Annotated in this window: 10 protein-coding genes and 2 pseudogenes; 5 read left to right on the forward strand and 7 right to left on the reverse strand. The window is 70.0% G+C overall.

Translation table 11 applies throughout. The features are described from left to right. Positions 1-71: 71 nt before the first annotated feature. The 3 genes from RDV84_RS16500 to RDV84_RS16510 all read right to left on the reverse strand — a co-directional run bounded on the left by RDV84_RS16500 (position 72) and on the right by RDV84_RS16510 (position 12,540). Positions 72-1,832: a phytoene desaturase family protein gene (locus RDV84_RS16500; protein WP_309150951.1), complete on the reverse strand. Its 1,761-nt coding sequence runs from the start codon at positions 1,830-1,832 to the stop codon at positions 72-74. Then, positions 1,822-11,307, reverse strand: a complete 9,486-nt coding sequence (locus RDV84_RS16505) for an HSAF biosynthetic non-ribosomal peptide synthetase/polyketide synthase (protein ID WP_309150952.1) — start codon at positions 11,305-11,307, stop codon at positions 1,822-1,824. The genes RDV84_RS16500 and RDV84_RS16505 overlap by 11 nt, the downstream gene beginning before the upstream one ends. A 171-nt stretch (positions 11,308-11,478) precedes the next feature. Then, positions 11,479-12,540: a sterol desaturase family protein gene (locus RDV84_RS16510; RefSeq protein ID WP_309150953.1), complete on the reverse strand. Its 1,062-nt coding sequence runs from the start codon at positions 12,538-12,540 to the stop codon at positions 11,479-11,481. 539 nt (positions 12,541-13,079) lie between these two features. Here RDV84_RS16510 and RDV84_RS16515 point away from each other — a divergent pair. Both RDV84_RS16515 and rocF read left to right on the forward strand, forming a co-directional pair. Continuing rightward, positions 13,080-13,853 carry a ferredoxin--NADP reductase gene (locus RDV84_RS16515; RefSeq protein WP_309150954.1) on the forward strand — a complete coding sequence of 258 codons (774 nt, stop codon included), beginning with the start codon at positions 13,080-13,082 and terminating at the stop codon, positions 13,851-13,853. Positions 13,854-14,073: 220 nt separating this feature from the next. Then, positions 14,074-15,015 carry an arginase gene (gene rocF, locus RDV84_RS16520; RefSeq protein ID WP_078996736.1) on the forward strand — a complete coding sequence of 314 codons (942 nt, stop codon included), beginning with the start codon at positions 14,074-14,076 and terminating at the stop codon, positions 15,013-15,015. On the opposite strand, the gene RDV84_RS26670 is transcribed toward rocF, so the two are convergent. After that, positions 14,921-15,136 carry a DUF6053 domain-containing protein gene (locus RDV84_RS26670; RefSeq protein WP_425606244.1) on the reverse strand — a complete coding sequence of 72 codons (216 nt, stop codon included), beginning with the start codon at positions 15,134-15,136 and terminating at the stop codon, positions 14,921-14,923. The two genes, rocF and RDV84_RS26670, sit on opposite strands and share 95 nt — an antisense overlap. Before the next feature lie 57 nt (positions 15,137-15,193). Between RDV84_RS26670 and RDV84_RS26675 the strand changes: the two genes are divergently transcribed. After that, the gene (locus RDV84_RS26675; RefSeq protein ID WP_425606379.1) at positions 15,194-15,244 is read left to right on the forward strand and encodes a DUF6053 domain-containing protein; all 51 of its coding nucleotides are present in this window, start codon (positions 15,194-15,196) and stop codon (positions 15,242-15,244) included. A gap of 91 nt (positions 15,245-15,335) precedes the next feature. On the opposite strand, the pseudogene RDV84_RS26685 reads toward RDV84_RS26675, so the two are convergent. Together RDV84_RS26685 and RDV84_RS26695 are read right to left on the reverse strand one after the other, a co-directional pair. Continuing rightward, positions 15,336-15,416 (reverse strand): annotated as a pseudogene (locus tag RDV84_RS26685) (DUF6053 domain-containing protein); the annotation flags it as partial. A gap of 59 nt (positions 15,417-15,475) precedes the next feature. After that, positions 15,476-15,556 (reverse strand): annotated as a pseudogene (locus tag RDV84_RS26695) (DUF6053 domain-containing protein); the annotation flags it as partial. A gap of 436 nt (positions 15,557-15,992) precedes the next feature. Here RDV84_RS26695 and RDV84_RS16525 point away from each other — a divergent pair. Both RDV84_RS16525 and RDV84_RS16530 read left to right on the forward strand, forming a co-directional pair. Further along, on the forward strand, positions 15,993-18,515 hold the full coding sequence (locus RDV84_RS16525; protein WP_309150955.1) for a TonB-dependent receptor: 2,523 nt from the start codon (positions 15,993-15,995) through the stop codon (positions 18,513-18,515). Positions 18,516-18,857: 342 nt separating this feature from the next. Further along, entirely contained in the window at positions 18,858-19,382 is a 525-nt protein-coding gene (locus RDV84_RS16530) for a CinA family protein (RefSeq protein WP_057948124.1), read from the forward strand. Between the two features lie 297 nt (positions 19,383-19,679). On the opposite strand, the gene RDV84_RS16535 is transcribed toward RDV84_RS16530, so the two are convergent. Then, the gene (locus RDV84_RS16535) at positions 19,680-20,621 is read right to left on the reverse strand and encodes a bifunctional helix-turn-helix transcriptional regulator/GNAT family N-acetyltransferase (protein ID WP_250449748.1); all 942 of its coding nucleotides are present in this window, start codon (positions 20,619-20,621) and stop codon (positions 19,680-19,682) included. Between the last annotated feature and the right edge of the window lie 107 nt (positions 20,622-20,728).

Below are 20,728 nucleotides of genomic sequence, written 5' to 3' on the forward strand. Positions count from 1 at the left end.
CCGCGGGGAAACGCCGGCGGCGCGCGCGCGCTGTGTTGCCGTGGGGGTGCGGCATGGTCGGGTCCTCGTGGTCAGGCGGCCGGGAGCGCGGCGGCGCCGGCGATGGGGACGGTGGCGACGGCGCGCGGCCGCGCCGGACGCTCCAGCGCCGGGCCGTCGTCGAGTTGCGGCAGGTGGCCGAGCTTGTCGCGGTGCCAGGGTTCGCGGTTGCCGCTCTCCCAGGCCTTGAACGGCACGCCCAGTTCCTCGCACAGGTACTGCGCGCAGAAGCGGCCGCTGGACGCGGCCTTGATCAGGCTGCCGCCGGCGACCCAGTGCCCGGCCATCGAGAACCCGCGCAGGCCTTGCAGGCGCAGGCGGTCCTTGGCGATCAGCGCGGCGATCAGGTCGTCGGCGTCGGGCGACTTCCAGGCCAGGATCGCGCCCTTGTGGTTGCCGGTGTAGCGCTCGGTGGTGGCCGGAGTGCCGACGTCGACCAGCTCGATGCGCGCGCCGATGCCCGGGTACTTGCGCTCCAGGAATTCGCGCACGAATTCGGCGACTTCGCGCTTCTTCGCCCAGTACTGGCGGCGGTCGCTGTTGCGCAACTGCTTCCAGTAGTCGTAGTCGCTGAAGTAGGTGACGTGGATGACCGATTTGCCCGGCGGCGCGAAGCCGTCGGAATAGCGCGAGCGCAACTGCACCACCAGGCTGCCCTGGTCGCCGCCGGGCAGCCGCGCCGCGTCGTCGGCGCCGAGCAGGTAGGTGGTGCTGTGCGACTCGCCCGCCGGCACGTCGCCGTCGAAGCCGACGAAGGCCGAGACCACGCCGGGATAGCGCTCGCCCGGGCGCGGCAGCACTTCCTTGAACAGCTTGTCCAGGCGCGGGTTGCTGTATTGGCCGTCGAGCAGGGTGTTGAGGGTGAACAGTCCGTCGCAGGCCGAGACCACGTGGTCGGCGTAGTGGCATTCGCCGTTCTTGAGCCGCACGCCGACCGCGCGGCCGTCCTCGACCAGCACCCGGTCGACGCGGGTGCGGTAGGCGATGTGGCCGCCCAGGCCGAGGTAGCGCTCCTCGACCGAGCGCGACAGCCCCAGCGAGCCGCCCTGCGGGAAACCGACGTTGTCGTTGTAGGCCTCGGCCAGGTTGTACAGGAACGGCAGCACCGCGAAGTTGCCCGGGTCCTGGAAGAACATATTGCGGAAACCGCGGCGCAGCAGCGGATCGGCGAAACGGTCCGCGTACGGCCCCATCTGCGCCGCGCCGGTGCGCCAGAACAGCGCGAACGCCGGCAGCACCTGGCGCAGCGTGGCCAGTTTCTCCTTCCAGTTCTCCAGCGGCGGCGGCTTCAGGAACGGATGCAGGGCGAGCTTGGTGAAGCGGCGGAAATCGGCGCAGAAGGCCTTGATCAGCGGCGCGTCCTGCGGCGACACCGCGATCAGCTCGCGTTCGAGCCGGTCGGGATCGTTGTAGAAGTTCACTTCGCGGCCGCGCTCGTCGACGACCTTGTTGAACAGTTCGAAGTTGCGCACGGTCTTGCCGTCGAGCGCGCCGAGCTCGCGCCAGACCTGGTTGGCGTTGTTGCCCGGCGCGGTGCCGTTGAGCCACTCGATGCAGTAATCGAAGATGTAGCCGCCGCGCGACCAGGCGGTGCAACAGCCGCCCGGCAGCACGTGCTTTTCGAAGATGCGGGTTTCGATCCCGCTCATCTGCGCGTAGCAGCCGGTGGCCATGCCGGCCATGCCGGCGCCGACGATGATGGCCCGGGGCCGCGAACCCGGAGCGCGCGTGCGCGCGCTCCAGTCCGGCCCGCGCTTGCTGGCGACGGCGTCGCCGGCCGAATCAGGCGACATGGGCCGTCTCCCCGACCAGGATGCCGCGCGCCAGCGCCGCGTTCTTCTCGATGTAGTCGGCGTCGAGCATGTCGGCGTGCTTGCCGTAGCCGCGGAACACCTGGCTGCGGGTCAGCGAGCTGCCATGCCAGGTGCCGCGCTGGCCGGTGCCGTAGAACACCAGCTTGTCCTCGTCGGAGATCACGCTGACGGGGGCGGCGATGGTGCCCAGGTTCGGGGTCTGGCTGCAAAACCGGATGTAGTCGCGCGCCTGCTCCAGGGTGTCGTGGGCGAGCAGGTCCGAGCCGGTGTGCTTGCGCAGGTGTTCGGTCAGCTCGTGCTCGAAGGCCTCGAAGTGCTCGTTGCCCAGTTCGAAGGATTCCGGGATGCGGTAGGAATCCATGATGACCACGTTCGGCACTTCGCGGCCGCGGCGCTCCAGTTCCTTGGCCACTTCGAAAGCGAGGTTGCCGCCGAGCGAGTAGCCGAACAGGGTGCAGTGGCCCTCGGCGTGGATGCCTTCGATCAAGTCGGCGTAGCGGGCGACCTTGTCGTCGCCGAGCAGGTAGTTGAACGAAACGAACTCGTATTCCGGCAGATGCACCGCGAGCTGGCGGTAGACCAGGCCGTGGCCGCCGGCCGGCGGGAAGCAGAAGATGGTCTGCTCGTGCCCGCGCCCGGCGTTGAAGCGCAGGTAGGGTTGCGCGCCGGCGACCCGGCCCAGGCTGATCGCTTCGACCGTCTTGGCCATGCCGTGCAGGGTGGTGAGCTTGAACAGCTGGCTCACCGCGATGGCGATGTTGAACTCGCTCTGCAGGTTGTAGATCAGTTCGATCAGCTTGATCGAACTGCCGCCGACCTCGAAGAAGTCGTCGTGCAGGCCGACCTGCTGCAGGCCCAGCAACTGCTTCCAGTGCTCGGCCATGCGCGTCTCGAACAGGGTCTGCGGCGGCTCGAACGCGGCCTCGGCGGCGTTGCCGTCCGGCGCCGGCAGCGCGGCGAGGTCGACCTTGCCGTTGCCCGACAGCGGCAGCGCGTCGAGCTGCACGTACTGCGAGGGGATCATGAAGGTCGGCAGGTACTGCGCCAGATGCTCGCGCAGCGCGCGCCAGTTCAGGGTCGCGCCGGCTTCGGCGGCGACGCAGTAAGCGCACAGCGAGGCCTCGCCGCGCGCGTCCTCGCGCACGGTCAGCACCGCCTGGGCGATCTCCGGCCACGCCGCCAGCTGCGATTCGATCTCGCCGATCTCGACGCGGTGGCCGCGCACCTTGACCTGGCCGTCGGCGCGGCCGATCAGCTGGACCTGGCCGTCGCCGCTCCAGCGCGCCAGGTCGCCGGTGCGGTAGACCCGCACCATCGCGCCGTCGGCGCCCAGCGGCAGTTCGCCGAAGCGCTGCGCGGTCTGTTCCTCGTCATTGACGTAGCCGGCGCAGACGCCGCCGCCGCCGATCCACAGCTCGCCGGCCACGCCCGCCGGCACCGGCTGGCGGCGCTCGTCGAGGATGTACAGCGCGGTGTTCGGGAACGGCCGCCCGATCGGCACCATGCGGCTGCCTTCCAGCTCGGCGGCGTCGCCCTCGAAATAGGTGCTGTCGATGGTCGCTTCGCTGAGGCCGTAGGAGTTGATCGTGCGCGTGTGCGGTCCGGCCAGCGCGCGCAGGCGCCGGTATTCCTCGACCTTCCACACGTCCGAGCCGACCACCAGCAGGCGCATGAAGTCCAGGCGCTCGCCTTCGCGTTCGCAGTAGTCCATCACCCCGCGCACCACCGCCGGCACGAATTCGGCGGCGTCGATCTTTTCCTCGACCATCGCCCGGTACAGGCGCTGGGTGTTGAACAGCAGCTCGCGCGTCACCGGCACCAGCGTCTTGCCCGCGCACAGCGCGCGGGCGAAGTCGCCGGCGAACACGTCGAAGGAGAAGCTGGCCATCTGCAGGTGGGCGTGGGTCTGGTCCAGCGCGTACTCGCGCTCCCAGCCGGCGTAAGCCGAGGCCCAGTTGGCGTGGGTGACGTGCACCGCCTTGGGCTTGCCGGTCGAGCCGGAGGTGTAGATCACGTAGGCGGTATCGGTCGGCGCCGGCGCGAACTCCAGCGGCGATGCGTCGGTGTCGGCGTCGGCGATCAACTGCAGTTCGTCCGGCGTGAGCACGTCGCCGTCCCAACCGGCCAGGCGTTCGCGCCGTTCTTCGTCGATCACCGCCAATTTCGCGCCGGCGTGGCCGGCCATGTAGGCCAGGCGCTCGGCCGGGTAGTCCGGGTCCAGCGGCAGGTAGGCGCCGCCGGCCTTGAGCACGGCGAGCAGGGCGACGATGAGCTCGGGCGACTTGTCCAGGCACAGCGCGACCACCGAGCTGCTGCCGACCCCGAGCTCGCGCAGCTTGCGCGCGAGCCGGTTGGAGCGGCGCTCCAGTTCGCCGTAGTTGAGCCGGCGGGTGTCGCCGCGTTCGCTCGGCACCGCCACCGCCAGCGCATCCGGGTGGGCCTGCGCGGCGCGCGAGATCAGCGTCGGCACCGGCACGTCGGCGGCGGCGCGGTCGTCGGCGCCGCTCCAGCGGCCGAGCACCTCGCGGCGCTCGTCCGCATCGAGCAATTGCAGCTCGGCGATCGACGCCTGCGCCGGCAGCCGGGTGAGGCCGTCGAGCAGGTTGACGTAGTGCGCGGCCAGCCGCTGCACGGTCTGCGCATGGAACAGGTCGGTGTTGTACTTGAACACGCAGTGGAAGCGGCCGTCGGCTTCGTCCTCGTAGGCCGACAGGGTCAGGTCGAACTGGCCTTCCTCTTCCGGCAGTTCGATGTATTCCAGGCGGTAGCCGTACTTCTCGGTCGCGACCTTGTGCGCGAGCAGGATGAACATCGCCTGGAACACCGCCGAGCGGCTCGGATCGTGCTGCAGGCCGAGCTTCTCGACCAGCAGCACGAACGGGTATTCCTGGTTGTCCAGGCCGTTGAGCACGGTGCGCTGCACCTGCGCGATCAGCTCGGCCACGCTGGGCTGCGCGCTCAGGTCCACGTGCAGCGGCAGCGGGTTGACGAAGTAGCCGTAGACCTGGGCGAACTCCTCCTGGGTGCGGCCCATCACCGGGCTGCCGACGATCACGTCGTCCTGGCCGGTGTAGCGCTGCAGCAGCACGTAGTAGGCCGCCATCAGCACCATGAACACGGTCGCGCCGCGCTCGCGCGCCAGGGTGTGGATGCGCGCGCTGAGCTCGCGGTCGAGGACGAAGAATTCCGAGGCGCCGTTGTGGGTCTGCACCACCGGGCGCGGCTTGTCGGTCGGCAGCGCCAGGATCGGCACCTGCGCCGGCAGGTGCGACTTCCAGTACTCCAGCATCTTCGCCGCCTCGCGCGAGGCCAGGAATTTGCTTTGCCAGTTGTAGAAGTCCAGGTAGCGCGCGCGCACCGGCGCCAGTTCCACCTTCTCCTTGCGCCGCAGGCCCTCGTAGATCGCCAGCAGCTCTTCGATGAAGGTGAAGGTGGAGATCGCATCGGAGATGATGTGATGCACCGCCTTCATGATCACCCAGCGGTCCTTGCCGCGCTTGAACAGGCGGAAGCGCACCAGCGGGTCGTGTTCCAGGTCGTAGGGCTTGCGGTACTCGCGGATGATCTGCTGGTAGATCTCCTCCCACGGCTTGTCCTGCACGTCGAACAGGGCGAGGTCCGCCTCGCTGTGCGGACGGATCACCTGCACCGCCTGGCCGCGGTCGAGCACGAAGCTGGCGCGCAGGCTCGGGTGGCGCGCGATCAGCTCGCGCACCGCCTGGAACATCAGCTGCGGTTCCAGTTCGGTGCGCACCTCGACCGCGCCGCCGATGTTGTAGGCGAAGCCGTCGGGGTTGAGCTGCTTGAGGAACCACAGCGCGTTCTGGTTCTGGCTCAGCGGGTAGCGGCTCTCGTCGGTGTGGGCCTCGAACTGGGCCGCGCCGTCGTCCTCGCCCTGCGCGGCCACCAGTTCGACCAGGCCGGCGTGCAACTGCTCGGTCAGGGTGCCGATCGAGGAACTGCTCAGCAGGGTCACCACCGGCAGCGCGACTTTCAGTTCGGTGTGGATGCGCGCGCGCAGTTCCATCGCCAGCAGCGAATCCAGGCCGAGCGCGTTGAGGCTGGCGTCGGCGTCGATCTGCTCGGGCTTGACCCGCATGACCTGGGCGATCAGGCCGTGGAAGCGCTCGCCGAGCAGGCTCCAGCGCGCCAGCGCGTCGGCGTCGCGGAAGGCCTCGACGAAGCTGCCGTGCTCGGCCGCGCCGCTGCCGGCGCCGAGCTTGGCCAGTTCCTCGATCAGCGGCGGCGGCGAGGAGTACCAGGCCATGAAGATCGGCCAGTCGACCACGGTCGCGACCAACAGCTGGGCGCGATCCTGCCCGATCACCCGCTCCAGCACGTCCATGCCGGCGTCCGGCGGCAGCGAGGACATGCCGCGGCTGTTGCGGTAGTGCTCGATCAGGCCCAGTTCCTCGATCATGCCGGTCGCCCACGGGCCCCAGTCCACGGCGAGCGCGGGCAGGCCCTGGGCGCGGCGGTGGTGCGCGAGCGCATCCAGGAAGGCGTTGCCGGCGGCGTAGTTGGCCTGGCCGGCGGTGGTGACGATCGAGGCGATCGAGGCGAACAGCACGAAGTGGTCGAGCGGCTGGTCGGCCAGGTGCTTGTGCAGCAGCCAGCCGCCGATGACCTTGGGCTCGTACACCGGATCGAAGCTGTCGCGCTGCATGTCGGCGAGCAAGGTGTCGCGCACCTGCCCGGCGAGGTGGAACGCGCCGCGGATCGGCGGCAGCTCGCGCTCGCGGTAATCGGCCAGCCAGCCGCGCAGCGCGCCTTCGTCGGTGATGTCGAGCTGGGCCAGGATGGGCTCGGCGCCGAGGCGTTCGAGTTCCTTGAGGAAGCGCACGTTGCGGCCGACCGCGGTGTCCGGATCGGTGTCGCGCCACTGCGCGCGCGCCGGCAGCTTGCTGCGGCCGACCAGGATCAGCTTGCGCGCGCCGCGCTTGACCAGGGTGCGGCACAGCAACCGGCCCAGCGCGCCGAACGCGCCGGTGACGAGGTAGGCGCCGTCGCTGCGCAGGCGCAGCGGCAGCGGCTTGGTCAGGCCTTGCGCCGGCAGCAGCCGGCCGGTGTAGCGCTTGCCCTCGCGCAGGGCCACTTCGTCCTCGTCGCCGCGCAGCAGTTCGTTGCGCAGCAGCGCGGCTTCGGCGACGCGCTCGGCCGGGTCGTGGGCGTCGCGCAGCGGCAGGTCGATCAGCTTGCCGCGCTGGGCGATCAGCTCCTGGTACCACAGCACCCGGCCGATACCCCAGGCCGGCGCGCCGAGCGGTTCGACCGCATCGCCGCGGTTCACCGCCTGGGTGCCGCGGGTGACGATGTGCAGCCGGCCGTGCGGGTGCGCGGCGGTCAGCGCCTGGGCCAGCGCGATCAGCGAATACGCGCCGCGGCTGTTGCCGTTCTGCAGCGCCGGGGTGTCGGCGGCGTCGACGCTGGGCTGGTCGAGGTTCCACAGGTGGACGATGCGGCCGAAGCGGCCGGCGCCGGATTTGTCGAGGTCGGCGAACAGGCGCAGCAGGTCCTTGGCCACGCCGGGCGCGACGCTGGACTCGTGCAGGTCCTTCTCCAGCTTGTAGCGCTTGCCCGGGCGCACCAGGTGCACGCGCTCGCCGCGGTCGGCGGCCAGCGCGGCGAGTTCGTCGCCCAGGCCGTGCTCGTCGGCGAAGATCAGCCAGCCTTCGCTTTCGCCGGCCTGCGGCGGGTTCGCCGGGTCTTCGGCGATCTCGTGCCAGTGGGTCTCGGCCAGCCAGCCGTCGATGGTCGGCAGGCCGACCTTGGCGCTGGCGTTCTCGACGTTGGCGGCGCGGAAGCCGGCGACCTTGCCCAGCGCGCGGCCGTCCTCGCCGTAGACCAGGAGGTCGCCGATCAGCTCGTCGCCGCCGTCGTGGGTGATCTGCGCGTGCACCCACAGCGTGCGCTCGCCGATGGCCTCGCTGCGCACTTCCTGGATCGACAGCGGCAGGCGGATGCCGGTGCCGGCGTCGGCGCCGCGGCCGGTTTCCAGCGCGATCTGGCGCTGCAGGATCTGCGGGGTCAGCAGCGCCTGGAAGCAGGCGTCGAGCATGGCCGGGTGGAAGTGATGGTCGGCGGCGCCGCCGAGCAGTTGTTCGGTCGGCACGATCTTGGCGAGCGCTTCGCCGTGGCCGATCCAGACTTCCTCGATGCCCTGGAACGCCGGGCCGTAGTGGTAGCCCATCTCGCCGAGCTGCTGGTAGCAGGCCGCGCGCGCCAGGTACAGCGGGCTGCGTTCGCGCACCGCGCGCGCGTCCAGCGCCGGCGCGGCGCGGCGGCCCTGGCTGGCGCGCACGCTGCCGGCGGCGTGGACGGTGCGCTCGCCGCCGTCGGCGGACAGGGTGGAGACGTTGAAGCCGGCGCCGTCGGAGGAGAACGACAATTGCGCGGTCACCGCCTCGGTGTCGGACAGGAACAGCGCCTTGCGCAGTTCGATGTCGGCGATCGCGGCGGTGCCGCCGCCGGTCATCGCCCGCACCGCCTGCGCCGCCATCTCGATGTAGCCGGCGGCGGGGAACAGCACGTTGCCCTGGATGCGGTGGTCCTGCAGATACGGCTGGTGCTCGGCGTCCAGGCGCGCTTCCCAGGTCGGCTCGGCGTTGGCCATGCGCCGGCCCAGCAGCGCGTGATCGAGCTGGCCGAGGCGGATCTGCTCGACCGGACGCGGTTCGACCCAGTAGCGGTCGCGCTTGAACGGATAGCGCGGCAGCGCGACCTGGCGGCCGCGCGGATGCAGCGCCTGCCAGTCGATGGCGACGCCGAGGTTGTGCAGGGTCGCCAGCGAGGCGGCGAAGCGCGCCGCCTCGTCTTCCTGGCGCCGGATCGAGGGCACGCTGCGCGCGCTGGCGCCGCGCGCGGCGAAGCACTCGTTGATCGAGTGGCCGAGCACCGGGTGCGGGCCGATCTCCAGGAACAGTTCGTAACCGTCGTCGGCCATCGCGTCGATGGCGGCGCGGAAGCCGACGCTGTTGCGCACGTTCTCCCACCAGTACTGCGCGTCGAGCTCGTGGCCGGCGGCGATGCCGGGCTTGGCGGTCATGTACAGCGGCAACTGCGCCGGGTGCGGGGCGAGGCCTTCGAGCGACTCCAGCAGTTCGTCCTTGATCAGGTCCATCTTGGCGCTGTGGTAGGGCACGCGCACGGTCAGGAACTTGGCGAACAACTGCTCGGCCTGCAGCTGCGCGGCGACTTCGGCCAGCGCGTCCTGGTCGCCGGCCAGGGTCATCGCGCCGGGGCTGTTGACCGCGGCGATCGACACGCGATCGCCGTACGGCGCGATCCGGCGCAAAGCTTCGGCCTCGCTCAGGCTCACGGCGAGCATGCTGCCGGTGTCGACCAGGGTCTGCTGCAGGCGGCTGCGGTGCACGACCACGCGCACCGCCTGTTCCAGGGTGTAGACGCCGGCTTCGTAGAACGCGGCGACCTCGCCGGTGCTGTGGCCGACGATGGCGTCCGGCGTCACCCCGCGCGCGCGCCACATCGCCGCCAATGCGATCTGCACGGCGAAGTTGGCCGGCTGCGCCAGCCAGGTGTCGCTCATCAGCGAGTCGGCTTCGGCGGCGCCCAAGTGTTCGATCAGCGACCAGTCGACGTGCTTGCGCAGCTCGGCGTCGCAGCGCTCGATCACCTCGCGGTAGATCGGCTCGTTCTCGAACAGCTGCCGGCCCATCGCCCACCACTGCGGGCCCATGCCGGTGAACACCCAGGCCAGCTTCGGCGCGGCGGCGCCGCGGCGGTCGTCGGCGAGCACCAGCGGGTGCGCTTCGCCGGCGGTCGCGGCGGCCAGCCGCTCGCGCAGGGTTTCGCGGCTGTCGTAGACCAGGGTCAGGCGCGATTCCAGGTGCTGGCGGCGATGGGCGAGGGTGTGGGCGAGGTCGTCGATCGACACCGCCTCGTCGCCTTCGCGGTCGAGTTCGCGCAGGATGCCGGCGGCCAGCTCGGGCAGCGCGGCGGGATCGCGCGCGGTCAGCGGCAGCAGGTTGTAGCCGCCGATGTCGAGCGCTTCGGCCTGGTCGGCGGCGGCGGTCGCGACGGCGCGCGCCGGCGCTTCCTCCAGCACCACGTGCGCGTTGGTGCCGCCGAAGCCGAACGAGTTGACCGCGGCGCGCGCCGGGCCTTCGTGCGCCGGCCACGGCGTCAGTTCGGTCGGGATCTTGTACGGCATCGAGGCCAGGTCGATGTCCGGGTTCACCGTCTTGAGATTGATGTGCGGCGGAATCTGCTTGTGCTTGAGCGCCAGCGCGGTCTTGATCAGGCCGGCGACGCCGGCGGCGGCCTCGGTATGGCCGATGTTGGTCTTGACCGAACCGACGAAGCATTCCGCGCCGGGCTCGCGGCCCTGCGCCAGCGCGCGCCCGAGCGCGCGGGCCTCGATCGGATCGCCGACCGGGGTCGAGGTGCCGTGCGCTTCCATGTACTGCAGGCTGCCCGGCGCGATCCCGGCTTCGCCGCACACGCGCTGGATCAGCGCGACCTGGGCGTCGGGATTCGGCACGGTGATGCCGTTGCTGTGGCCGTCCTGGTTGACGCCGGTGGCCAGGATCACCGCGTGGATCGGATCGCCGTCGCGCAGCGCGTCCTCCAGCCGCTTGAGCGCGACGATGCCGACGCCCTCGGCGCGCACATAGCCGTTCGCCGATGCGTCGAAAGTGCGCGACTTGCCTTCCGGCGACAGGAACCCGCCCTTGGTCTCGGCGATGGTGTATTGCGGGGTCATGTGCAGCAGGGTGCCGCCGGCCAGGGCCAGGCTGGTCTCGCCGCGGCGCAGGCTGTGGCAGGCCAGGTGCACGGCCACCAGCGAGGAACTGCAGGCGGTGTCGATCGACAGGCTCGGGCCGCGGAAGTCGAAGCAGTACGAGATCCGGTTCGACGCCATCGTCATCATCGTGCCGGTGGCGGTGTGCGCGGCCAGGGTGTCGAAGCTCAGGTCGGCGAACTGGACGATCTTGTAGTCCAGGGTGAACGCGCCGACGAACACGCCGATCTCCTGGCCGGCCAGTTCGCCGGGCTTCTGGCCGCCGTCTTCCAGCGCTTCCCAGGCCACTTCCAGCAGCTTGCGCTGCTGCGGGTCCATGTAGTCGGCCTCGCGCGGGCTGATGCCGAAGAACGCGGGATCGAATTCGTCGAAGCCGTCGATGTAGCCGCCGCGGCCGCCGACCAGGCGCCCGGGCTTGCTCTTGTCGCGGCTGCCGAGCGTGCGCACGTCGTAGCGGTTGAGCGGGGTGTCGGTGAGGCAGTCCTTGCCCTGGACCAGGTTCTGCCAGAACGCGCGGTAGTCGCTGGCGCCGCCGGGCAGGCGGCAGCCGATGCCGATGATGGCGATGCGGTCCTCCATCGCCACCGGGCCGCCGGTCTGGGCGACGCCGTCGGCGGCCGCGCGCGCGGCGGCGTCGTGGGCGTCGTGAGCGGAGGCTTCGCTGGAGGAAGGCTTCTTGCTGGAGTCCGTCATGGTCGATTCCTTGGAGATGCGTCCACGCGCGAGCGCGGCGGGCCGTGTGATCGGGTCGTCGGGTCGTCTTAAGGGCGTCTTGCGGAGCGGTTCGGTGGAGCGCCGGAACGCGTTCCGGCCGTGATCTGGAACAAACTGGTTCTGGAACAAACTGGATCTGAAACAAATCGGTCAGGGCGGCGCGCGGTCCGCGGCGGGCGCGGCGGATGCGAGCGGTGCGTGGGCGGGCGAGGGTGGCGGCGCGGGCGGATAGCGCCGCGGCCGCAATGGATGCAACAAGGTGGACAGCAGCGCGCGGTTCGGCGGGAACGTGCCCGGCGCGAACAGGCCGATCTGGCGCGGGCGCTTGCCCGGCCGCCAGGTGTAGCTGCCGAACAGGCGGTCCCAGACCGACAGGTCCGAGCCGAAGTGGCCGGCCTCGTGCTTGTCGGCGCTGTGGTGCATGCGGTGCAGCTCGGGGCTGGCGAGCACGTGGTTGAGCCAGCCCAGGCGCACGTCGATGTTGGCGTGGACGAAATAGCCCTGGGCGATGACGAAGATGCCGACCGCGAACAGCGCATGCGCGGAGAAGCCCGACAGCGCCAGCGAAAACTGCACCACGAACTGGGCCAGGGTCACGTCGAGCACGTGGTTGACCCCGTTGTTGCCGACGTTGACCTTGTCCGGCACGTGGTGCACGCCGTGCAGCCGCCACAGCAGCGGAACGTCGTGGCCGGCGCGGTGCACCGCGTAGCTGGCGAGCGAACTCAGCAGCAGCGCCAGCGGGATCTCCGCCCACAGCGGCAGCGCCGGATGCAGCGGCGCCACCGCCGACACCGCCGCCATCAGCGGGATCTGCGCGAGCGCGCCGCCGACCACGGTGAGGAAGAAGTAGACGCCGTACAGGCCCCATTCGCGCCGGTCCGGCAGCCAGCGGCGCTCGTACGGGATCAGCCGCTCCAGCAGCGCCAGGTAGCCGATGGTCAGCAACACGAAGGCGAAGTTGGCGCCGCCCAGGTCCCAGCCGCGCGCGATCGCGGCATAGGCATAAACCGCCACCGCCAGCATCAGCAGCGGGTGGGCGCAGTGCCGAAGAAAATCCAGCCGCGTCGTCGCTGCCGGCGTGACCGGGTCGGCATTCGGTCCCGCGATAATCGCGGCGCCGGCCGCGGCGGCGCCGTCCTGCCCGGTCGCGTCACTCTCCTGTTGCGACGCAGCACGCGTTTCCAAAGTGTGCTCTGATAATCCGTTCATTTTCTTTTTCCATTATCTTTCAGAAAATGAGCGGGCCGCCCCGTTTCGATAATGAGACCGCCGCCGCGCCGCGACCGGCGAGCGCTCGGCGGTTTTTCGCAAGTCTCTGAATCCATTGGTGCAGAGGTTCCCGTCGAATCGCCCATGCGATCCTCCCGGCAGGCTGGTGGTGGTCGGCCCGGTTATGCGCTCGCGCGCTCCGTGACGGCCGGACAGAGTGCTGCAGATAATGCCGGCGAATATTCGCGGCTAGGCCGCGGCGCCGTCAAAGGCGCAGGCCCGATTATCCTGCGACGCGGATCATTCTTTGGAATATCCGTTTCCCTCCGGAAAAAATAATGTGCTGGTATTGCCCGGCCGTCGCGCCGCGCCCGCGTCGCGGGCGTTGCGACCGCGACGGCCGTTAATTACCCGAGCGCGTCCGCACGATGACGCAGCGATTGCAGCCGACCCCGCGCGGCGGGTCGGCTGCGGCGCGGATTCGCGCCCCGACCGCCGCTTCACCCCCATTGCGCCCCTTCCATGCAGGAGTCACCCAGATGCAGTTGGCGACCGAACGCGTCATCGAAGTCAGGCATTGGAACGACAGCCTTTTCAGCTTCCGCACCACCCGCGACCCCGGCTTCCGCTTCGACAGCGGGCACTTCGTCATGGTCGGGCTGGAGATCGACGGCCGCCCGCTGATGCGCGCCTACTCGATCGCCAGCGCGCACTACGAGGAACACCTGGAGTTCTTCAGCATCAAGGTGCCCGACGGCCCGCTGACCTCGCGCCTGCGCCACATCGAGCTCGGCGACGAGATCCTGGTCAGCCGCCGGCCCACCGGCACGCTGGTGCTGAACGATCTCAACCCGGGCAAGCGCCTGTACCTGCTCGGCACCGGCACCGGCCTGGCGCCGTTCCTGAGCATCGTGCGCGACCCGGAGACCTACGAGCGCTTCGAGACCGTGGTGCTCGCGCACGGCGTGCGCCGGATCGACGACCTGGCCTACCAGCAGTTCATCGAGAGCGAACTGCCCAAGCACGAGTTCCTCGGCCCGCCGGTGCGGCAACAATTGCGCTACTACCCGACGGTGACGCGCGAGCCGTTCCGCAACCAGGGCCGGCTCACCGACGCAATCGCCGCCGACACCATGACCCAGGCGCTCGGCCTGCCGCCGCTGGATCCGGCCGAAGACCGGGTGATGCTGTGCGGCAGCCCGCAGATGCTCGCCGACACCGCCGCGCTGCTCGACCAGCGCGGTTTCGCCGCTTCGCCGCGCACGCGCGAACCGGGCGACTACGTGATCGAGCGGGCCTTCGTCGAGAAGTGAGCCGGCGCGGCGGGGCAGGGCGCGGCGATACGCGATCACGATCGGGTCGCACGCGCGCCCGCTGCATCGGTTCCGATGCCGATGCGATGCGCGCTTCGCCTCGGCGCGGCTTCGCTGGCGGCCTGCGCTCGTAGAAGCGTTCGCATCCACCTCTTTTTCGGCCGCCAAGGCGGCTCCATCCATTCACGCGGCCGCCGAGCCGGCCGCTCAGGACCCGCACATGAGCTCCCCCACTGCCTCACCGGTTTCCGCCTTGCCGGTTTCGTTGATAGGCGCGCCGACCGACGTCGGCGCCGGCGACCGCGGCGCGCGCTTGGGCCCGGAGGCCCTGCGCATCGCCGGATTGCGCGAAGCGCTGCACGGACTCGGCCTGGACGTCGCCGACCGCGGCAACCTCGACGGCCCGCCCAATCCCTGGACCGGGCCGGTCGACGGCTATCGCCATCTCGATGAAGTCATCGCCTGGAACCGCCAGGTGATGAACGCCGTGTCCGCCGAACTCGGCCTGGGCCGCATGCCGATCCTGCTCGGCGGCGACCACTGCCTGGGCCTGGGCTCGATCACCGCGGTCGCCCAGCACTGCCGCGCGCACGGCAAGAAGCTGCGCGTGCTGTGGCTGGACGCGCACGCCGACTTCAACACCAACGACATCACCCCGAGCGGCAACCTGCACGGCATGCCGGTGGCCTGCCTGATCGGCCTGGGCCCGCGCGAACTGACCCACCTCGGCGGCGAAGCGCCGGCGATGCAGGCCGGGCAGATGCGCCAGATCGGCACGCGCTCGGTCGACGCCGGCGAGAAGCAACTGATTCGCCGCCACGGCCTGCCGGTGTACGACATGCGCCGGATCGGCGATCTCGGCATCAAGCGGGTGATGGAGGACGCGCTGGCCGACCTCGACGAGGACACCCACCTGCACGTGAGCTTCGACGTCGACTTCCTCGACCCGACCATCGCCCCCGGCGTCGGCACCGGCGTCGCCGGCGGCCCGAACTACCGCGAAGCGCAACTGGCGATGGAGATGATCGCCGAGAGCGGGCGCATGGGCTCGCTGGACATCGTCGAACTCAACCCGATCCTCGACCGCGACAACGCCACCGCGCTGATCGCGATCGATTTGGTCGAGAGCCTGTTCGGCAAGTCGACGCTGGTGCGCGACTGAGCGTGGGGCGCCGCGGCCCGATCAGCCACTGAGTTGTCGTGGGAGGGCCTTCAGGCCCGATGCTCTTGTGCCAGATCGCCATGACCTGAGCGAAAAGCATCGGGACTGAAGTCCCTCCCACTAAAGCGGTGAAGCTCCTGCCAGTCAGGCGCCGCGGGCCTCAGGCATCCGAGCTGTCGTGGGAGGGCCTTCAGGCCCGACGCTCTTGTTTCAGATCGCCATGATCTGATCGGAAAGCGTCGGGACTGAAGTCCCTCCCACAAAAGCGGCGAAGTCCCTCCGATAGAAGCGCCGCAGGCCGAGGACATCCGGGTTGTTGTGGGAGGGCCTTCAGGCCCGACGCTCTTGTTCCGGATCGCCATGATCTGATCGGAAAGCGTCGGGACTGAAGGCCCTCCCACAAAAGCGGTGAAGTCCCTCCGATAGAAGCGCCGCAGGCCGAGGACATCCGGGTTGTTGTGGGAGGGCCTTCAGGCCCGATGCTCTTGTGCCAGATCGCCATGACCTGAGCGAAAAGCATCGGGACTGAAGTCCCTCCCACGAAAGCGGTGAAGCTCCTGCCGGACAAGCGCCGCAGGCCGAGGGCATCCGGGCTGTTGTGGGAGGGCCTTTAGGCCCGACGCTCTTGTGCCGGATCGCCGCGCTCCTCCGCCCTCGTCGCAAATCGCGATCCCCCAATACCCACCACCCACTTTGCGAACGTTCGTTCGCAACATCGGCGAAAATTACTTGCCGACACAACGGTGCTGCGACGCCGCATGACGCCTGCGCGCAGCGTGCTAGTTTTCCGCCCATCCTGCTTCCCGCGTAGCCCGGCCGCCTTCCCCCGCCGATCGCGTATACGTCGAGGACGCACCGCGCCGGGGACCGCGCGGAGGCGCGCGCGGCAGCGCGCGCCGATACCGCCAGACATCGAAGTCCAACGTTGGAATCCAGCGTTTTTCGTAGGAAACGTCGTCACAAGAGGGGAATGCCTGATGATCGCTCGCTCGCCGGGTCGCAAGACCTTGTCGTTCGCCGTCGCCCTGAGCCTGGCCGCGTCCGCCGCCGCGCACGCGCAGCAGTCCGCGCCGGCGCAGGAGGACGAGGCCAAGACCTTGGCCGGCCTCACCGTCACCGCGCAAAAACGCGAGGAGGCGATGCAGGACGTGCCGATCTCGATCACCGCCTTGCCCGAGCAACTGCTGCAGGACACCGGCGTGCGCGACATCAAGGACGTGCAGTTGCTGGTGCCCGGCCTGACCGTCAGCAGCACCCAGAGCGAGGTGCAGACGGTGGCGCGCATCCGCGGCATCGGCACGGTCGGCGACAACGCCGGCCTGGAATCCTCGGTCGGCGTGGTCGTCGACGGCGTGTACCGCCCGCGCAACGGCGTGGGCTTCGGCGACCTCGGCGAGATCGAGCGGATCGAAGTGCTCAAGGGCCCGCAGGGCACGGTGTTCGGCAAGAACACCTCGGCCGGCGTCATCAACGTCATCACCCGCCGCCCGGACTACAACACCAAGGTCGAGGGCGAGCTGACCATCGGCGACTACGGCGCGGTCGGCGCGGCCGGTTCGTTCAACACCGCGCTCGGCGAAAACGCCGCGTTCCGCATCTACGGCGCCAAGCGCAAGCGCGACGGCTTCACCGACGTCGAAGTCGGCCGCGGCCCGCGCGCCGAGCGCGAGGACGGCGACCAGAACTTCCACACCCTGCGCGGCCAACTGTTGTTCGAGCCGACCGAGAACCTCGACATCAACCTGATCGCCGACTTCAGCAGCCGCGAGGAAAACTGCTGCGTCGGCCTGACCACGGTGCGCGGCCCGACCGCGGCGATCGTCAACGCGCTGGCCGGCGGCACCGGCGTGGCGCCGGTGGCCGATCCGTTCGCGCGCCGCGCCTGGAGCAACCGGCCGACCACCCAGGACATCAAGGACAAGGGCGTTTCGGCCGAGATCAACTGGATCACCCCGTGGTTCGGCGGCGCCACGCTGACCTCGATCACCGCCGCGCGCGACTGGCAGGCGATCAACGGCCTGGACTTCGATTTCTCCACCGCCGACATGATCTACCGCAACGCCGATCCGGACGAATCCTTCACCGGCTTCAAGCAGTTCAGCCAGGAACTGCGCCTGACCGGTTCCACCGACAAGCTCGACTGGATGGTCGGCCTGTTCTATGCCGACGAAGACCTCAAGCGCAACGATTCCTACAGCCTCGGCGCCGCCTACGAGCCGTACCTGTCGACCGCGGTGCTGAGCCAGATCGCCGCGCGCTTCCCGGCCGGCGTGGTCAACACCGCCAACGCCGCGACCTTCCTGTCGCAGGCGTCCGGGCGTCCGTTCGGCACCGCCTTCACCGGCCTCGGCGCGCTCGACCGCTACAAGCAGAACAGCACCAGCGTGGCGTTGTTCACCAACAACACCTGGCACGTCACCGACCAGCTCGACCTGACCCTGGGCCTGCGCTACACCAAGGAGAACAAGGAGCTCGACTCGGTCTACAGCAACCCCAACGGCGGCGTCGGCTGCGGCGCTGGCCTGGCCAATCCGGCGCGGGTGGGGCAGGCGCTGGCCGCGCGCGGCGTGCCGCTGGCGGCGATCAACGCGCTGGTGCCGCAGGTGCTCGGCTTCATGTGCCTGCCGTGGGCCAACACCCTGCACAACGGCCGGGTGACCCACCAGGAGCGCGACGAGAAGGAATGGTCGGGCACGTTCAAGGCCGCGTACCGCTGGAACGAGCACGTCATGGGCTACGCCTCGGCCGCGCGCGGCTACAAGGCCGGCGGCTTCAACCTCGACCGGGTGCAGTCCTCCAACGGGCTGTCGGCCGGCACCGCCGGCATCACCCCGGTCAACGACACCTCGTTCCCGGGCGAGTTCGTCGACAGCTACGAGCTCGGCGCCAAGACCACCTGGGCCGGCGGCAACCTGCTGCTCAACGCGACCTTGTTCCACCAGACCTACAGCGACTTCCAGCTCAACAGCTTCCTCGGCACGAGCTTCGTGGTGCGCTCGATTCCGGAAGTGGTGTCGCAGGGCATCGACACCGAAGTGCTGTGGCAGACCGGGATCAAGGGCCTGATGCTGCAGGGCGGGGTGATGTACGCCGACACCAAGTACGGCAACGATCCCTTGCCCGACGCCGACCTGGCCAAGCTGCCCGGCGCGCGCGCCAGCTTCGCCCCGTTGTGGTCGGCCTCGGCCGCGGTGACCTACCAATGGGACTTCGGCCCCGACCTGGTCGGCCGCTTCAACATCGGCGCCAAGTATTCCTCCGACTACAACACCGGCTCCGACCTCGACCCGGAAAAGGGCCAGGAGGCCTACACCGTGGTCAACGCGCGCCTGGGCGTCGGCGCCAAGAACCGCCGCTGGATGGTCGAGGCCTGGGCGATGAACCTGTTCGACGAGGAATACAAGCAGGTCGGCTTCGACGCCCCGTTGCAGACCGGTTCGTGGAACGCCTTCCTCGGCGCGCCGCGTACCTACGGGGTGACCTTGCGGGTGAGCTACTGAGCCAAGCCGGTGCGACGGCGACCGCGCGCGACCTGCGCGCGGCCGCCATCGTCGCGCAGGCCGCGTCGTCGCGCAGGCCGCCGTCGTCGCGCAGGCCGCCGCCGTCGCGCCGCGAACGGCGAGCCCGGGGTCGCGGCTCGCGCCGCTCTTACAGGGCGAGGCCGTGGCGTGCGATCCGACTGTAGGAGCGGCGCGAGCCGCGACGCGGTCATCGCAATCGCCGAGGCGCCCACCGCGGCCGGCGTCGTCGCCGCGCCCTTGCCGGCAGCGCCCGCACCGTCCAACCGTCCAACCGTCCAACCCGGCAAAGCCCGCGTCCCCACGCCCGTTATAGTGGCGCCCATGAGCGCCCACACCCCTGCCATCGCCCCCGCCGACAGCACCGACGCCGCCCTGGATGCCCTGGCCGCCCGCATCGGCGAAACCGCCCGCCGCAACCACCACATGCTGGTCACCGCCGAGAGCTGCACCGGCGGCTGGATCGCCAAGACCCTGACCGACATCGCCGGTTCCTCGGCCTGGTTCGAATGCGGTCTGGTCGCCTACAGCTACGAGGCCAAGCAGGCGCTGCTGAGCGTGCGCCCGCAGACCCTGGAACAGCACGGCGCGGTCAGCCGCGAAACCGTAATCGAGATGGTCTCCGGCGCCCTGGCCAACACCGGCGCGACCCTCGCCGTAGCGGTCACCGGCATCGCCGGCCCCGGCGGCGGCACCGAGGACAAGCCGGTCGGCACGGTCTGGGTCGCGTGGAAGCGCCGCGGCGGCTACCCGCGCGCCGAAGCCTTCCACTTCGACGGCGACCGCGAAGCGGTGCGGCGCCAGACCGTCGCCGCGGCGCTGCAAGGCCTGGAAACGCTGGCGTCCTGAGACAAACGGTGCCGGCTCCGCCGTCCTCCTGTAGGAGCGGCGCAAGCCGCGACCGCGCCCTGGCAGATTGCCGCGCACACGCAAACCAGCGCCGATCCCTCCAGTCGTACCCGACGCGACGCCGCGCGGCGATCCCCCTGTAGGAGCGGCGCAAGCCGCGACCGCGCCCCGGCAGATCGCCGCGAACCCGTAACGCAGCGACCACCGAGCAGACAACTGCGGCACCCCAGTTCCCGCAACGGCCGCATCGCGGCCCGCGTCGCTCCTGCAACGCGCCTCCGCCGCAATCGCGCCCGCTCACTCCAGCGAAAGCTCCCAGACCTGCCCAACCAGATCGTGGCCGAAGCTGCGATGCCGGTTCTCTTCGACCAGCACGAATCCGAAGCCCTCGTAGATGCGCCGCGCCGCAACCAGGATGTCGTTGGTCCACAAGCGTATGCGCGGATAACCGGCCGCACGGGCGAAGTCGATGCAGGTCTCCACCAGCCGCCGGCCCACGCCCAGCCCGCGCGCGCGCGGATCGACCAACAGGCAGCGCAGCTGCGCGATCCGCGCATCGTCGGCGTTGGCGGCCACGAACACGCAGCCGACCCGCTCGCCGTCGATCTCGGCGATCCAGCAGCGCTCGCGCGCCGGATCGCGGCCGCTCGCGAACTGCGCGAACAGCGTCGCCACCAGCGTCTCGAACTCCGCGTTCCAGCCGTACTCGTCGGCATACAGGCGGGCGTGGCGCTCGATCGCCCAGCCGATGTCGCCGATCGCCTGCTCGCGCACGCGCAAGCGCTGCGGCGCCGGCAGCGCATGCGGGGTCAGCGCGCGCTCGGCCTCGGCGATCGCGCGCAGCAGGCGGTCGCGGTCGAGCGCGGACAGGGTCTCCAGCATCGCCGCGGTGGTCCGGTGCGAGCTGCGGTCGAGTCCGGCGAAGGTCTCGCGGCCGCGCGCGGTCAGGCTCAGCGCGAAGCTGCGCGCATCGTGTTCGCTGCGCGCCTTGGCGACCAGGCCGGCGTCGACGAAACCCTGCACGATCCGGCTCAGGTAGCCCGCGTCCAGCCCCAGCGTCTCGCCGATCTCGCGCGCCGCGACCGGCTCGCGCTGGGCCAGTTCGAACAGCACCCGCGCCTGGGTCAGGGTGAACGGACTGTCGAGCAGGTCCTCGCGCAGTACGTCGATCCGGCGGGTATAGAAGCGGTTGAAGGCGCGGACGGCGTCGACCTGGGCGGCTTCGATTTCGGTGGCCATGGCGGGCGGCTCGGTGGGCGGGGGCGGAACCGCAGCCTGCGAGAGTTATTTGACTGGGTCAATCAATTGCCGGACGAACGGCCTTGCCCGCCCCGGTTGTTAGTAGT

Origin of the sequence: Lysobacter yananisis, assembly GCF_031199375.1 — a bacterium.
Lineage (GTDB): Bacteria > Pseudomonadota > Gammaproteobacteria > Xanthomonadales > Xanthomonadaceae > Lysobacter > Lysobacter yananisis.

Coding starts and splice junctions, on each gene's coding strand:
- RDV84_RS16500 (WP_309150951.1), bottom strand. CDS start 1,832: ATGTCGCCTGATTCGGCCGGCGACGCCGTCGCCAGCAAGCGCGGGCCG.
- RDV84_RS16505 (WP_309150952.1), bottom strand. CDS start 11,307: ATGACGGACTCCAGCAAGAAGCCTTCCTCCAGCGAAGCCTCCGCTCAC.
- RDV84_RS16510 (WP_309150953.1), bottom strand. CDS start 12,540: ATGAACGGATTATCAGAGCACACTTTGGAAACGCGTGCTGCGTCGCAA.
- RDV84_RS16515 (WP_309150954.1), top strand. CDS start 13,080: ATGCAGTTGGCGACCGAACGCGTCATCGAAGTCAGGCATTGGAACGAC.
- rocF (WP_078996736.1), top strand. CDS start 14,074: ATGAGCTCCCCCACTGCCTCACCGGTTTCCGCCTTGCCGGTTTCGTTG.
- RDV84_RS16525 (WP_309150955.1), top strand. CDS start 15,993: ATGATCGCTCGCTCGCCGGGTCGCAAGACCTTGTCGTTCGCCGTCGCC.
- RDV84_RS16530 (WP_057948124.1), top strand. CDS start 18,858: ATGAGCGCCCACACCCCTGCCATCGCCCCCGCCGACAGCACCGACGCC.
- RDV84_RS16535 (WP_250449748.1), bottom strand. CDS start 20,621: ATGGCCACCGAAATCGAAGCCGCCCAGGTCGACGCCGTCCGCGCCTTC.